Annotated in this window: 14 protein-coding genes; 7 read left to right on the top strand and 7 right to left on the bottom strand. The window is 44.0% G+C overall.

Annotated elements, in window-relative coordinates; genetic code table 11:
* Position 1 precedes the first annotated feature (1 nt).
* Positions 2 to 1,522 (top strand): tripartite tricarboxylate transporter permease, encoded by a 1,521-nt coding sequence (locus tag ACFI6G_RS05615; protein ID WP_010438519.1) that lies wholly within the window; start codon positions 2 to 4, stop codon positions 1,520 to 1,522.
* Between the two features lie 133 nt (positions 1,523 to 1,655).
* Here ACFI6G_RS05615 and ACFI6G_RS05620 read toward each other — a convergent pair whose 3' ends face one another.
* The gene (locus tag ACFI6G_RS05620) at positions 1,656 to 2,573 is read right to left on the bottom strand and encodes a dienelactone hydrolase family protein (RefSeq protein ID WP_010438518.1); all 918 of its coding nucleotides are present in this window, start codon (positions 2,571 to 2,573) and stop codon (positions 1,656 to 1,658) included.
* 190 nt (positions 2,574 to 2,763) lie between these two features.
* Here ACFI6G_RS05620 and ACFI6G_RS05625 point away from each other — a divergent pair, with 190 nt between their 5' ends.
* The gene (locus tag ACFI6G_RS05625; protein WP_010438516.1) at positions 2,764 to 3,546 is read left to right on the top strand and encodes a sulfite exporter TauE/SafE family protein; all 783 of its coding nucleotides are present in this window, start codon (positions 2,764 to 2,766) and stop codon (positions 3,544 to 3,546) included.
* A 268-nt stretch (positions 3,547 to 3,814) separates the two neighbouring features.
* On the top strand, positions 3,815 to 4,006 hold the full coding sequence (locus tag ACFI6G_RS05630; RefSeq protein ID WP_010438515.1) for a hypothetical protein: 192 nt from the start codon (positions 3,815 to 3,817) through the stop codon (positions 4,004 to 4,006).
* Between the two features lie 161 nt (positions 4,007 to 4,167).
* Here ACFI6G_RS05630 and ACFI6G_RS05635 read toward each other — a convergent pair whose 3' ends face one another.
* The gene (locus ACFI6G_RS05635; protein WP_010438513.1) at positions 4,168 to 4,581 is read right to left on the bottom strand and encodes a VF530 family protein; all 414 of its coding nucleotides are present in this window, start codon (positions 4,579 to 4,581) and stop codon (positions 4,168 to 4,170) included.
* Between the two features lie 338 nt (positions 4,582 to 4,919).
* Here ACFI6G_RS05635 and ACFI6G_RS05640 point away from each other — a divergent pair, with 338 nt between their 5' ends.
* On the top strand, positions 4,920 to 5,027 hold the full coding sequence (locus ACFI6G_RS05640; RefSeq protein WP_016791272.1) for a hypothetical protein: 108 nt from the start codon (positions 4,920 to 4,922) through the stop codon (positions 5,025 to 5,027).
* A gap of 138 nt (positions 5,028 to 5,165) precedes the next feature.
* Here the strand turns inward: ACFI6G_RS05640 and gnd are convergent, their stop codons facing one another.
* The 5 genes from gnd to ACFI6G_RS05665 all read right to left on the bottom strand — a co-directional run bounded on the left by gnd (position 5,166) and on the right by ACFI6G_RS05665 (position 11,714).
* Positions 5,166 to 6,614, bottom strand: coding sequence for a decarboxylating NADP(+)-dependent phosphogluconate dehydrogenase (gene gnd / locus ACFI6G_RS05645; protein ID WP_004733587.1), 1,449 nt, complete (start codon positions 6,612 to 6,614; stop codon positions 5,166 to 5,168).
* A 29-nt stretch (positions 6,615 to 6,643) separates the two neighbouring features.
* Positions 6,644 to 7,360, bottom strand: a complete 717-nt coding sequence (gene pgl / locus ACFI6G_RS05650) for a 6-phosphogluconolactonase (RefSeq protein ID WP_462710202.1) — start codon at positions 7,358 to 7,360, stop codon at positions 6,644 to 6,646.
* A complete protein-coding gene (zwf, locus tag ACFI6G_RS05655) occupies positions 7,357 to 8,859 on the bottom strand; it encodes a glucose-6-phosphate dehydrogenase (protein WP_010438503.1) in 1,503 nt (500 codons plus the stop codon). Before zwf ends, pgl begins: the two co-directional genes overlap by 4 nt.
* A 437-nt stretch (positions 8,860 to 9,296) precedes the next feature.
* The gene (locus ACFI6G_RS05660; protein ID WP_016768675.1) at positions 9,297 to 9,992 is read right to left on the bottom strand and encodes a response regulator; all 696 of its coding nucleotides are present in this window, start codon (positions 9,990 to 9,992) and stop codon (positions 9,297 to 9,299) included.
* Between the two features lie 69 nt (positions 9,993 to 10,061).
* Positions 10,062 to 11,714: a sensor histidine kinase gene (locus ACFI6G_RS05665; protein WP_032546049.1), complete on the bottom strand. Its 1,653-nt coding sequence runs from the start codon at positions 11,712 to 11,714 to the stop codon at positions 10,062 to 10,064.
* A 618-nt stretch (positions 11,715 to 12,332) separates the two neighbouring features.
* Between ACFI6G_RS05665 and ACFI6G_RS05670 the strand changes: the two genes are divergently transcribed.
* The 3 genes from ACFI6G_RS05670 (at position 12,333) to ACFI6G_RS05680 (ending at position 15,363) form a co-directional block, all read left to right on the top strand.
* Complete coding sequence (locus tag ACFI6G_RS05670) at positions 12,333 to 12,560, top strand: hypothetical protein (RefSeq protein WP_010438494.1); 228 nt, start codon at positions 12,333 to 12,335, stop codon at positions 12,558 to 12,560.
* A gap of 373 nt (positions 12,561 to 12,933) precedes the next feature.
* A complete protein-coding gene (locus ACFI6G_RS05675) occupies positions 12,934 to 14,385 on the top strand; it encodes a TolC family protein (protein WP_016783920.1) in 1,452 nt (483 codons plus the stop codon).
* Between the two features lie 3 nt (positions 14,386 to 14,388).
* The gene (locus tag ACFI6G_RS05680; protein WP_016768672.1) at positions 14,389 to 15,363 is read left to right on the top strand and encodes an HlyD family secretion protein; all 975 of its coding nucleotides are present in this window, start codon (positions 14,389 to 14,391) and stop codon (positions 15,361 to 15,363) included.
* Positions 15,364 to 15,368 lie beyond the last annotated feature (5 nt).

Below are 15,368 nucleotides of genomic sequence, written 5' to 3' on the forward strand. Positions count from 1 at the left end.
TATGTTAGATGGAATTTTACAAGGGCTTTCGACCGCTGTGATGCCAATGAACATCATGATGGTCATCGTGGGTTGCTTCGTCGGTACCTTTATCGGGATGCTTCCGGGATTAGGACCAATTTCAGCCATTGCGTTGATGATCCCTATTACATACGGCTTAGACCCTTCTTCTGGCCTCATCTTAATGGCTGGTGTGTATTACGGCGCGGTTTTTGGTGGATCTACGTCATCAATCTTAATCAATGCTCCAGGTTGTTCTTCAACGGTCGTCACCGCGTTCGATGGCTACCCAATGGCGCAGAAAGGACAAGCGGGTAAAGCACTCGCACTCGCGGCTTACTCTTCTTTCACTGGTGGCACGCTCTCAGCCATTATGCTGTTGATTGCAGCGCCAGCACTCGCAAGCGTGTCATTGAGCTTTCAGTCTTCTGACTACTTCGCACTAATGCTACTAGGTTTATCAGCCGTAGCCGCATTTGCAGGCCCTGGTCAAGTGGTGAAGGCGTGGATGATGACTATCCTAGGCTTAATGCTTTCCACCGTTGGAATCGATAAAGGCGTTGGTGTTGAGCGATTCACTTTTGGCTTAACCGATCTAATGGATGGCTTTAGCTTTTTACTATTGGCAATGGCAACGTTTGCTCTAGGTGAGACTTTAATGGGTATTTTAAAACCAGAAAAAGACACTAGCGGCGAAGAAAGCCAGAAAATGGCCGATATTGGCAGTATGAAAGTGACCAAAGAAGAGTTTAAAGAAGTCGCCCCCGTTTCGATTCGCTCTTCGATCCTAGGTTTCTTTACTGGTGTTTTACCCGGTGCTGGCGCAACCATTGCCGCTTTCTTGAGTTACGGTATGGAGCGAAGCTTGGCACCGAAAGACAAACAGAAAGAATTTGGTAAAGGCAGTATCCGTGGTCTTGTTGCTCCTGAATCAGCAAACAACGCAGCTTCAAGTGGTTCATTCGTTCCGCTACTGACGCTTGGTATTCCCGGCTCTGGTACTACCGCAATCATGCTTGGTGCCCTAATCGCTTACGGTATTCAACCGGGGCCTCGATTATTCGTTGAGCACCCAGATGTATTTTGGTCTGTAATTATCTCAATGTACTTTGGCAACATTGTACTGGTTATTTTGAATCTACCGCTTATCCCTTACATATCTAAACTGCTTGCTGTACCAAGAACGGTGCTATTACCAATGATACTGTTCTTCTCTATCACAGGTGTCTATTTGGTGTCGTTCAACACGATGGATGTGTTTGTGATGTTAATCGTCGCGATAGCTGCTATAGCACTGAGGTTAGCAAACTTCCCTCTCGCACCATTACTGCTTGGGTTTATTTTAGGAGGCTTGATGGAAGAGAACTTAAGACGTGCGTTGATGATCAGCGATGGCGAGTTAAGCTTCTTGTGGGAACGTCCAATTACAATGACTTTCACTATTTTAGCGGTGCTCGTGTTAAGCAGCCCTATACTCCTCAAGTTATTTCAAAAATTTAAAGCTAAACCCGTAGAAGCATAATCTCACGTTACTAAAAAGCCCTAACAGACATTTGTCCTGTTAGGGCTTTTTTGATGCACGACCTTCTAACCAACAACTCGTGAGTTATCTATATCATTTGTATGTCGCTTCAATTCATCAAGCTCACATGCTTCTAAACGCTTAGATGCTCCTTAAAGAATGTTAAGCTACGACTCCAAGCCAGTTCGGCCTCTTGTTCGGCATAACGCCCTGTCGAATCGTTATGAAAGCCATGGTTCACACCTTCGTAAACGTAAGCGGTGTAATCAACTTCATTCAGTTTTAGACGTTTCTCATAATCCGGCCATGTACTGTTTACTCTCTTGTCTAACTCAGCAAACTGAAGCATCAGCGGGCCTTTCACTCTTTCGCGAATTTCATCAGCCGCAGGTGTACCATAGAAAGGCACTCCAGCATTGAGCTTTTCAGGTATCGTAGCAGCAAGCATGTTTACCACATAACCACCATAACAGAAGCCAACCGCACCAAGTTTCCCATTGCTGAGTTCATGATCTTTCAAGAACAGCGCAGCTGCTATGAAGTCCTCTTCAAGCTTAGACTTGTCCATTCCTTTCTGCATGCTTCTCCCTTCATCATCGTTTCCTGGGTAACCACCGATAGGGAATAAAGCGTCAGGTGCAAACGCAATGAAACCTTGCGCAGCTAAGCGCCTCGCAACATCTTTGATGTACGGGTTTAGACCTCTGTTCTCATGCACCACAAGAACAACGGGAGCCGTACCTTGAAGATCTTTAGGTACAACCAAATAACCTTGGCACTCTCCATGCCCCTTGGGAGACGAAAACTGAGCGTAGCTCGCCGTTATAGAAGGATCGTTAAATGAAACTTGCTCGGCGAGTGCGTAATTAGGAATCAAAGCACTGGTTAATGTGGACATAGTAAAACCAAGTACAGCAAGGCCACCAAGCCTACGCATAAATTCTCTTCTGTCGATTACCCCATGAGCATATTCGTCATACCAATCAAAAGCTTCCTGGGGGATAGGTCTTTGATCTTGTCCTAAATTCGCGTTTTTAACTCGTTTTTCCATTGTCATTCCCTTGTTCAAAAATAAAAAGTCACAGATTTATGATTATAGACTGTGACAATTAGTTCAATTTACATTCTCATCAAACGAAACGTCTTCTATGAAAGATCATATATTTAATAAACAAAATAAATACTTAGTGATAGTCTAGTCACAATTCCGTTACAAAATAACCAGAAGGAACGAAATTATAATGCAACTCGATTGGTCTTTGCTTTTGGATTTGCTCATCTTATTTACAGCAGGTGTTAGCGGTGGTGTACTTAACTCCATCGCTGGTGGCGGCAGTTTCATCACATTTCCAGCTCTGTTATTCGCTGGTGTCCCTCCGATAGCCGCTAATGCGACCAACACCTTTGCCTCATGTGCGGGCTACATCAGTGGTGCATATGCACTTAGACACGAGATTAAATCAGGTACTAAGCAGCTCAAGATCGTCATCACTTTGTGTGTAGTTGGTGGGGGTATCGGTGCGTTTTTATTGCTACACACAACAGAAGCATTGTTTACTCAATCCGTTCCTTGGTTACTGCTTTTTGCAGCACTTCTTTTTACTTTCGGTGGAACACTAAATCAATGGCTTAAGAAACTCACAGCTAAACACAAACACGCCAACAGCGCTGGAGCATTATTTTCTGCTTTGATGTTACTTATCGTGTGTGTTTATGGTGGTTATTTTAATGCAGGATTAGGCATTGTGACATTGAGTTACTTGGCACTGGCTGGATATACCAATATCAATGTGATGAATGGCATCAAACTGTTGGTGTCGGCATGCGCGTCACTCGCGGCAATCGTGTTCTTTATCGTGAATGGTTCGATTGATTGGCCATCAGGCATAGCTGTCTTATTTGGGACATTGGTCGGTGGTTACTATTCAGCTAAAATCTCTCGTCGTATCCCACAACAGTATGTCCGTACTACTGTGATCATCGCTAGCTTTTTGATCACCGCTTACTTCTTCTATGCTAACTAGGTTTTATATCAACTAGCTTTTATTCAAATTACTTCGTACAGTAATCACGCCTTTCGTTAGCAAAACACAACGTAAATCGTTAAGCATGAAGAAGTGACAAATCCCCTCAATTGGTTATTTTACGCCCTATAAAATAGCCAAGCTAAAATGTGTGAGGCGAGTTTGTCAATTAGTAAATTTGATAACAATTTAGACTGTTTTTTAGCCTTTATTCCAATAGACATGGGATAATTCTCCTGTCGAAAGTGAGACTTCATTAGGAGGCGTTATGAACATTAAACTCGGTCATGTCATGTCATCAAGTCGACTCATTTGCTTTGTCGCTTTTCTTGCTGCCACATTCGCGTGGATCCTAAAGATGCCCGCTCTGTTTTCTGTGTCAGCGCTATTCTTACTGATCAGCGCCATTGTCTATGTCGTTGACCTTTGGAAGAATCAAAGAAAGCACCGCGAAGCTTAAGGCTCAAGAACAATAAGCTTTAGACGGATTTAATAGTTATACGTATTAAAAAGGAGCGCTTAGGCTCCTTTTGTGTTTTTCGCTTGTCTAATTAGGCGCATTAATTATCTACGCCTTATCTAACGGCGGCTAACAATGCCATTTTTTAAAGACGGCTCTTGCTAACGGCGAAAGTTACGACCGTTACCGCCTCGGCGTTCTTTAAATGCAGATGCAGCTTTAGCTTGAGAAGCGTGGATAGACTCAACCGTCAACTCCATTGGTTCACGAGGTTCTAACCCGTGACGGAACGTGCGTGAGCGTGGTGGCATCTGATACTCAATATCTGAAGCTTTAGGCATACGCTTAAAACGGTAAAGGTAGAAGTTTTCAACCTTCTCACGAGCCCATTCTGTCTTCTTCAGGTATTTAACCGCACTTGCTACCGTTGGTTTAGTATTAAAGCAGTTCATGCGCATTGCTGCATCCAAAATTTCCCAACCATAGTGATCGACTAACTCAGTAATCATGGTTTCAAGCTTTAAGCCATGTAGAGGGTTGTTTTGTTGCAGTTCGATTCTTTCTTCTTCAGTCATAACATTACCTTTTTCAAGGCAGCTCACGGCCTTGAATATACTCTAGAACACCGTCATCACTGACCGCTTCTAGCTCAATCATTTGGGCATTATTTCCATTGCCCTTGTTTATGTCTTTATGATGGCATAAAGCATGTGCGTTATCCTATTTATCTTTTCATTTAATTTCAAAATGGTTATTTAACGTCCAGATCATCATTAACAGCACTTTAGTTAAGCAATAGCGCATACGCTATTAACTGGCAGACGTATTCGATGCGTTAATGAGTAAAAGAGCCTATAAACACGCTTGGTCACTGAATGAGGTGATGGCCTATATAGAAGCAAACACTGGTTGAATGTTTGACCCAGAGTGGGTTGAAGCGCCTAAACAAAACCTAGACAGCTTTATGTCCATTCGAGATCAATACAACGACGATGTACAACCACATATCATGACCGCCTAAGCGATAATTAGTTGTGTGTTTGAAGTGACCATCTAAAAATACGCAAACCAACAAAAAAGGATGCCACTGAGGCATCCTTTTGTTTTCTAGTTTGCAGCTGAAAGAACAAATTTGTTCTCTACTGATTCTAACTAACGATTATACGTCGTAAGTTGTAGAAGCAGTGTCGCCGCCTGTACCAGTCCAGTTTGTGTGGAAGAATTCACCACGTGGACGGTCAGTACGCTCGTAAGTGTGAGCACCGAAGTAGTCACGTTGAGCTTGTAGAAGGTTCGCTGGAAGACGAGCTGTTGTGTAGCCGTCTAGGAACGTTAGTGCAGAAGTCATACATGGCATTGGGATGCCTGATTCCATAGACTTAGCTGCAACTTTACGCCAAGCGCCCATGCAGTTGTCTAGGATGCCTTTGAAGTATGCATCTGAACCTAGGAATGCGATCTCTGGGTTCGCTTCATAAGCATCACGAATGTTGCCTAGGAATGCAGAACGGATGATACAACCGCCACGCCACATAAGTGCAACGTTACCGTAGTTTAAATCCCAGCCGTTTTCGTTCGACGCTTCACGCATTAACATGAAACCTTGAGCGTAAGAGATGATCTTAGAAGCCAGTAGAGCCTGACGGATTGCATCAACCCACTCTTGCTTATCGCCTTCAACTGGAGCAACTGTCTTGCCGAACAGTTTCTCAGCTTCAACACGTTGATCTTTAAGTGCAGATAGGCAACGAGAGAATACAGACTCAGTGATTAGAGTCAGTGGGATACCCATGTCTAGTGCATTGATGCCTGTCCATTTGCCCGTACCTTTTTGGCCAGCAGTGTCTAGGATCTTCTCAACTAGTGCTTCACCGTCTTCATCTTTGTAGCCAAGGATGTCAGCAGTGATTTCTACTAGGTAGCTATCTAGCTCAGTTTTGTTCCAGTCAGCAAATACAGCCTGCATTTCGTCGTGGTTCATACCTAGGCCATCTTTCATGAACTGGTATGCTTCAGTGATAAGCTGCATGTCACCGTATTCGATGCCATTGTGAACCATCTTAACGAAGTGACCAGCACCGTCGTTACCAACCCAATCACAGCAAGGCTCACCTGCGTCAGTTTTCGCAGAGATACCTTGGAAGATAGGCTTAACCGCTTCCCAAGCTTCAGGAGAACCGCCTGGCATGATAGAAGGACCGAAACGAGCGCCTTCTTCACCACCAGAAACACCCGTACCGATGAAGTGGATGCCTTTCTCGCGAAGAGCAGCAACACGACGGTTAGTGTCTGGGAAGTTAGTGTTACCACCATCAATGATGATGTCGCCTTTGTCTAGAAGTGGTACAAGCTTGTCGATGAACGTGTCTACAACGTCACCAGCACGAACCATAAGCATCACTTTACGTGGCGCTTCTAGCTTCTCAACTAGCTCTTCTAGAGAGTATGCACCAACAATGTTAGTACCTTTAGCTGGGCCTTCTAGGAACTCGTCTACTTTCGCAGCAGTACGGTTGTGAGCCACAACTTTGAAGCCGTGGTCGTTCATGTTTAGGATAAGGTTCTGACCCATTACTGCTAGGCCAATTACACCGATATCACCTTTCATTATTTATATCTCCTTGCGGCTATTCGCACTTATGCGATAGCACTTGCTGCATTTGAATCTAGGAACCACTCTGTTTCGCCAGTTTTAGACTGGATTTTCGCTGCCGGGTAAGGCAGTTCTGAAGCAGGAGTTGTACGAATTTCTTTAACGATCTCGACTTTACCTGCGCCAAGCACTAGGTAGCTGATTCGTTTTGCTGCTTCTAAAACTTTCGCTGTTTTAGAAATACGGATCTGACCCGACTCTGGGTGAGAAGCTAATACAGATAGGTTCTCATCTTGGTAGTCAGTTACACCCGGGAATAATGAAGCTGTGTGGCCGTCTGCGCCAACACCTAGCAGAATCCAATCGAATACAGGCGTGCCGTTTTCAGTTGGAATCACGTCTGCCATCTCTTTTGCGAAACGCTCAGCTTCTGCTTTAGGCTCATCTTCACCACGGATGCGGTGGATGTTCTCTGCCGGAACGTTCACGTTTGAGAAAAGCAGCGCATTCGCTTCGCCGAAGTTGCTTTCAGCGTCATCTGGTGCCACGCAACGTTCATCGCCCCACCAAAAATGAAGGTTATTCCATTGAATGCCTTCTGCGTACGGTGCTTCAGCTAAAAGCTTGAAAAGCATTTTTGGCGTGCTGCCACCCGACAGTGAAATGTGAACAGGTTTACCCAGCTCGCTGTAAGCTTTCATTTCGTTTGCTAGGTTTTCAACGACCAGTTCAGGCGTTGCAAAGATCTTGTGATTGATCATAGTTCGCAGTAATCCGTGTCTGTTAAGTTCTTGCATGGGAAGCGCCATGCGCGGCCATCACGTTGCAGAAGCTCATCGGCTTCTTGTGGGCCCCAAGTACCACAAGCATAGCCAAACAGTGCTTGAGGGTCTTGCTTGAAGTCTAAGATTGGTTGAACGTACTTCCAACATGCTTCTACTGCATCAGTACGTGCGAACAGAGTCGCATCACCGTTCAGTGCATCAAGAAGAAGACGCTCATAAGCTGTTAGCATCTGAGTTTCAGGCAAGTCAGAGTAAGAGAAGTTCATTTTCACTTCTTTAGCTTTGAAGCCTGCACCTGGCTCTTTCAAACCAAAGCTCATTTGAATACCTTCATCCGGTTGAATACGGATAATCAGCTTATTCTCTGGTGCATCTTGACCAAATACTGGGTGTGGTGTGTTCTTAAAGTGAATCACGATTTCAGTCACACGTGTCGGCAAGCGTTTACCAGTACGTACGTAGAAAGGAACACCATTCCAACGCCAGTTGTTGATGTGTGCTTTAAGACCAATGTACGTCTCAGTACGAGAGTCATCCGCAACACCCGGCTCTTCACGGTAACCAAGCAACTGCTGGCCGCGAACGTCTGACGCTGTGTATTGACCTAGCACTAAATCTTTACGCAGGTCGTCTTCTTCTAGCGGTTTGAGACACTGAAGAACTTTAACCACTTCGTCACGAATAGAATCAGCATTAATTTGAGCTGGTGGCTCCATACCAACCATTGCTAGCACTTGTAGCAGGTGGTTTTGGAACATGTCACGAACTGCGCCAGAACCGTCGTAGTATCCGCCACGCTCTTCAACGCCAAGGAACTCAGCACCTGTGATTTCAACGTATTCAATAAAGTTACGGTTCCACAGTGGTTCAAACATCGCGTTTGAGAAACGAAGCACTAGAAGGTTTTGTACCGTCTCTTTACCAAGGTAATGGTCGATACGGTAGATCTGGTGTTCTTGGAAGTGATGATGGATCTCTTCATCCAATGCTTGAGCTGATGCTAAGTCGTAACCAAATGGTTTCTCGATGATCAGGCGACGCCAGCCGTTCTTTTCATCGTTCAGGCCATGCGCAGCAAGGTTTGCTGGAATCACACCGTACAGGCTTGGTGGGGTTGCCAAGTAGAACAATGTGTTATGGTTTTCGAATTGGTAGTCTTGCTCAAGCTTGTCTAGACGTTGTGCTAAACGAGCGTAGTCGTCTACATCTGAAGTGTTGATCGCTTGGTAATGCAGATGTTCAATAAATGCATTCAGCGTCTCTGGCTCAGTTTTTTCCATTTCCTGAAGAGACTTCTTCAGCTTCTCACGGTAAGACTCATCGCTGTACTCAGTACGGCTCACTCCAAGAATCGCAAAGGATTCTGGTAGTTGATTGCTAGCATACAGGTGGTACAAAGCAGGAATTAACTTACGGTAAGTCAGATCTCCCGACGCACCAAAAATAACGATGCTGCTGTTTTCAGGTATTACCATCATCTTTCCTATAAAAACAAGGTTTTTAGTATTCGCCAAAGGTATCAGCGACATACGAAAATTGATAATAGGTCTTAACTATTACATCAATAGCGAGAGCCTATTACACTTGAGAATGCGTTTGGTAAACGAGGGTGAATGCTATCACCTCTATTCGGGTCAGTATTGTCTATGAGTATTTGATTTACATCAACCACTGTGAAGGCAATCGATTAAATATTGACTCATTTCGAACGAATTCTATTCAACACCCGGGCTCACAAAGCCTGAGATAGCCGTAAATCGGCATTCTCAAACATTGTAGTCAAGAAAGAACGGTATCTGGTCGGTGGAGTGAATAATAGGAAATGGAGAGAAAGGCAAAACCAGCCTATTCAACTGGCTTTATATTTATTTGACAGCATCGCGTTTGTCTTTGTGACTTGTTGTCGCTAAATCTATCTTCTAGCTTTGTTGTAGCAGCGTTCTGGGCGGCCTACTGACCCGTAATTTAAGTCAGCCACTAACTCGCCAGTCGTGATTAGAAATTCCAAATATCGTCGAGCGGTGGTTCGACTCGCTCCAATCCGTTCACCGGCCTCGTCAGCAGTGATGTTAACAGCATCAGTTTGTTGGAAAATTGCTCTAATCTTATCCAATGTAACACCATCAATACCCTTGGGTAGGGTTGATACTTTTCCTGAGTCCGCTTTGGCATTAGCTTGCAACATCTTATCCACCAAACCTTGGTTAAGATCCGATACACTTTCAAACTCTTGCTGTTGTGATTGGTACTTTTTCAGCGCGGCTTCTAAGCGAGGAAACATCACTGGCTTAAGCAGATAGTCAACCACTCCGCCGCGCATTGCTTGTTGCAATGTATCGACGTCACGAGCGGCTGTAATTAAGATCACATCACAACCTTGGTTGCTGCCACGCACGTAATTTAGAATATCGAGCCCGCACCCATCAGGTAAATACACATCCAGAAGCACTAGATCGGGCTTTAAAATATCCAATTGCATTAACGCTTCAGATTGTGTGGTCGCTATACCGATCACATCAAAGCCCCCCATCTGTTCTAAATAACGATGGTGCAACTCTGCAATCGCAATATCATCTTCAATGACCATGACTCTCGTGATTGCCTTCATTTATGTTCTTCCTTTAACCATTGTATTCCTGTCACGTTGCTCTTCACTCGATCGCTTCATACTCAATTATTATTGTTCTTCTTTCGGCAAATACACCGTCATGCGTGACCCAAAATCGGGATTATCAATCATTTCTAGCTGCCCTTGATAGCGGTCAGCAAGCTGCTTAATAAGATACAAACCGACACCTCGGTTCTGCTTGGCTTTGCTTGATACACCTTTTTCGGTTAGTGCATCAGTCGCCAAATGCTTTGGCAAACCACATCCTTTATCTTCTACTTCAACAATGATTTCATTACCAAAATCACTGATCGATACAACGATTACTCGGCGAACTGGTGTTATTTGCCCTTCTTGTTTAATCGCCATCATGGTGGCATCAAAAGCGTTATCAATGAGGTTACCGAGAATAGTGACAACGTCATCGGCGTTTAGTCGACTTGGTAGCGCTTCTAATCTTGAGCCTTCTTCAACTTTCAACTCCAGGCCAATCTCACGCGCTCGCTCAGTTTTACCTAACAACATGCCGGCAATCAGCGGATCCTTCACCGTTTCTCTTAAGAACTCGATGAGGCTTTGATAGTGCGCCGTTTCTTGACCAATCAATTGCTGAACCGATTCCAACTCTCCCATCTGAATCAAGCCACTGATCGTGTTGAGCTTGTTCTGATGTTCGTGTGTTTGAGAACGCAATAGGTCGGCGTACTCTTTGGTTTGAGACAATTGGTCTGTTAAGTCATTAATTTCATCCCTTAAACGGAAACTAGAAACCGCTCCAACCACTTCACCAGCAACAACAATCGGACTTCGGTTTGCAATAATTCGCTTATTATTGAGGTACAGCTCGACATCATGGTCCGTGTCGCCGGTTGATAACAGGTGTTCTAAGTCACTGCCCGCCAACACATCAGAAAGGCGCTGTTGATTGAGTGCTGAGTCCCTATCTATAGACAAAATATCGCAGGCACTTTTGTTTATTGAACGTAAAATACCGTTCTTATCGATACTTAAGATGCCCTCTTTCACTGTACTCATGGTCACATCAAGTTCAACGTACAATCGACCAATTTCTTCAGGTTCAAACCCCAAAATAGAACGTTGAAAACGACGAGATACGTAGCTTGAGATCACAGCATTAACTGCAACCACCAGCAACGCCATTACAATCAAAAAGGCCAAGTAAGGTTCAATTCGATCTTGCAAAGAATCCAATAGATAACCAACTGAAACCACACCTATGACCGCGCCTTGCTGATCCTTAACCGCCGACTTACCACGAACAGAAAAACCAAGCGAACCTTTAGCCGTCGAGACATAAGATTCACCTAGTGCGAGCGCCCTTTGATTGTCGCCACCGCGCATTGGTTTACCGAGCCTGTCGTCATAAGGATGAACCAAGCGAATACCTTTTTCGTCGCCTACAACAATAAAGGCCGCGCCAATAAGTTGGGTAAGGTTTCGAAATTTAACTTGGGTTTCTTGGGACAGAGAATAAGGAGCGCCATCAGGACCTAAAGACTGTTTATCTTGGAGAATACTGGCGACAAGTGGTGATTCAGACAGAAATTCAGCAACACCGAGTGCTTTCAAACCCATCTCTTGTTCTTGAGATTGTTTGATATACGAAAAACCCGCAGCTGAAAGTATCAACAGTTCAACGAGGCCAGTGACCGTCATGATAATCAGCAACCTTTTTCTGAAGCTGATACTACTCCATTTCATATAAAATCGTCCCTAATGCTAACGATTAATGTTAACACCAAGTTAATCAAATGACCTTTTCACCTATACGAATTTGTGACTGTTACTCAACTAAATAATTGACCCGATTATTAATTGATATTCCTTTACGTTATACCGCTCAAAAAACTGCTCATTTTTAGAACTGATTAGCTTAAAAAGGTAAATAAACGAATAAATATTGAGCTAGATCACTAAGGTTTTAGGTGTTTTTTAGGTTGTTCAAAACAAATACAATTATAATAGTTGCATATGAAGAAATTTATTGTTGCCAAGCTATCCGTCGCCTTTTAAAGACTGCTATCTCAATCGAAATTCGGTTAACAAAAGAGCAACAATTATTTACTCACTGGACGTGCAAATAATAATAAGTTGCTTGCTCGCCTCGACGTATGCTGAACGAACTGGATCATCTATAGATATCTAAACATATAGAGACTTAAGCATACAGCTGACTGGCATGACAACACAGGGAGCTGATAAAAATCAGTTGACCACGATTAAGCACTGGTAAGCAGGGTGTGTCGCCCAATAGCACTGTCCAACAGACATAGGATAAAAAACATAACGTATAAACATTGTTGAAAAGGAAACCAGACAATGAAACGCGATAATTTTGGAATTTGCCTGACTAAGGCGATGCTGTTTAATAACTTACAATCTACTTTTACTCATGTCAGAGCCTATGAGAAAGACGAGACATCCCCACTCGACTTAAAAGTGTTGTTAGCTTTCCCGCAAATGTCAGGCAGAGATTTACTGCAAACTATGCAAGGTTCAAGACAACTAGTGTGGCGTGCCGACCACCATTGTCCAAGCTTTAAATAGACCGCTTCATTTTGTAACAAATACCTCTATACTGAATGTAAAGAGCACGCTTTGCCGTGCTCTTTTCGTATTATTTGTCTTTGGGACCATACACTTAACCTTATCCACACCAAGTTAACGAATGGTATTAATTTTTGCTGATGTGCTAATGTGAAACTATCTGTGTATATCTGTCTCTCTATAGCGGTAGCTGTCTCTCTATAATGATTCGCTTCTAATTTCTAAGAGCTCGTGATTTAGTCGGCGTTTTCGGTTTATAGAAAGAATCTGTTTATAAAAAGAACGTGTATATATAGCGACAATCTGTTCAAGACAAATGATGATCGCCCTGTTAATATTAGAGTTAATACTCTAAATTGGTAAATGAGTTCAGATGACTAAACCGAAATTCCGATGCCTTGCAATTGCCAGTATTCTTATCGGTACTATCAGTTCGCCAAGCTACGCAGCCCCACTCTCTTTTACTGAAGCGTGGCAAATACTCCAAGAGAACAACAACTCTCTTGCCGCTCAACAAGCCAATGTTGAGCGTTATCAGCACCTTCAAAACTCAACGAGTAGCCTCAACTTGCCTTCTATCACCTTAGGGGCTAACTACACACACCTCGATAGTGACGTAACCATCAATGGCGAACAGTTTGCCGATAGCTTGAGTGGCGTACCAGCTGGTTTGTCTGGCATTGGAGCCGCGCTTCCTGGGTTAACTTCAGCTCTCGGTGGCATCACCTCTACTATTACCGAACAAGACATCTTTAGTTCTTCCATTCGTGCGGTTTGGCCTATCTTTACAGGCGGACGAATTACCGCTGCGCAAAATGCCGCAGAAGGTAAAAGCGAAGAGGCTCAAAGCCAACTGTTGATGGAAAAGCAGGCTCGTTACGAAGACTTAAGCAAATACTACTTCTCGGTGATCTTAGCGGAAGACGTCGTCAAAACGCGTCAAGCCGTTGAAGCTGGCTTAACTCAGCATCGTGATTTCGCCATCAAACTTGAACAACAAGGACAAATCGCACGAGTAGAACGCTTGCAGGCGGATGCTTCACTAGACAAAGCGGTTGTCGAGCGGACTAAAGCTCAAAACGATCTTAAAATTGCTCAGTTAGCGTTAACTCAAATACTTGGCCAAAGCCAAAGTGTTGAACCTTCAGAGCAACTGTTTATCAATAAGAACCTCCCTCATATGGATGTGTTCATTGATCAAACACTCATGACCTACCCCGGCCTTAAGATCCTTGATGCAAAAGAGAAACAAGCAAGCAGCTTAATCAAAGCAGAAAAAGGTAAATACTACCCAGAAGTTTATCTTTACGGTGATTACAGCCTTTATGAAGACGATTCTCTCGCGAGTGAAATGAAACCTGATTGGTTAGTTGGCATTGGTGTCAATGTACCGCTGATTGATACCTCTGGCCGTTCAGATAAAGTCGCAGCAGCTCACAGTGCTGTTTCTCAGGTTCAATTCCTTAAATCACAAGCTAAACAAGACTTAACCGTGTTAGTACAAAAAACCTATCTGGAAGCAAACCAAGCAATTGAAGAGGTTCAAGGCCTCAACTCTAGCTTGTCGTTAGCGCAAGAAAACCTATCGCTCCGTAAAAAGGCATTCACTCAAGGGCTTTCTAACTCATTAGAAGTGGTTGATGCTGAGTTATACCTTGCCAGCATTAAAACACAGCAATCTGCTGCGAGATTCAAATACCTCATCTCTCTTAATAAGCTGTTGGCGCTAACCAGCGAAATGAATGCTTACTCAAGTTACTTAACGTCTTCTGTTTCGTCTGATTTCGATTCAAGAACAGACACCGATAGCCAGTCAAAAGGATAATTCATGAAACCTATTAAGCCCCTTCTTCTATCTTTAGTTGGTATCGGCGTCATTGGCTGGGTCGGATACAGTTTTTATCAAGCTTATCAACCTCAGCCTGTTAAGCTTCAAGGCCAAATCGATGCGCAGCAATACAGTATCTCATCGAAAGTACCTGGCAGAATTGATGAAATATTCGTGCGTAAAGGTGACTCAGTTGAAAAAGGCGAATTGATCTTTTCTCTTCTTAGCCCTGAGATTGACGCGAAGCTAGAGCAAGCAAAAGCCGGTCAGAAAGCCGCTGGTGCATTAGCACAAGAAGCAGAGAATGGCGCGCGTACTCAACAGATCCAAGCAGCCAAAGATCAATGGCTGAAAGCCAAGGCTGCAGCTGATCTGATGGACAAAACGTACCAACGTGTAAACAACCTTTACAACGATGGCGTTGTCGCAGAACAAAAACGTGATGAAGCCAAAACACAATGGCAAGCCGCAAAATACACTGAAAGTGCCGCATTCCAAATGTACAAATTAGCGCAAGAAGGTGTTCGTGACGAGACTAAGGTGGCTGCTGCTCAAAAAGCATTAATGGCGGCGGGTGCAGTAGCAGAAGTTGAAGCGTACGCAAAAGACACACAGATCCACAGTTGGTTTAATGGTGAAGTATCTCAAGTTCTATTGAGCAGCGGTGAGCTAGCACCACAAGGTTTCCCTGTTGTGACTGTTATCGACACCAACGATGCATGGGCAGTACTCAATGTGCGTGAAGATATGCTTAAGCATTTCGAGAAAGGCAGCCAGTTTGAGGCATACCTACCGGCTTTGGATAAGTCACTAACTTTCCAAGTCACACACATCGCCGTAATGGGTGATTTCGCGACTTGGCGTTCAACAGACGCAGCACAAGGTTTCGACTTACGAACTTTTGAAGTAGAAGCGCAACCTGTCGATACCGGCGAGACACTACGAATGGGTATGAGCCTTGTGGTTGAGCTTTAGGTGAC

The sequence above is a fragment of the Vibrio sp. PSi01 genome (assembly GCF_054960695.1).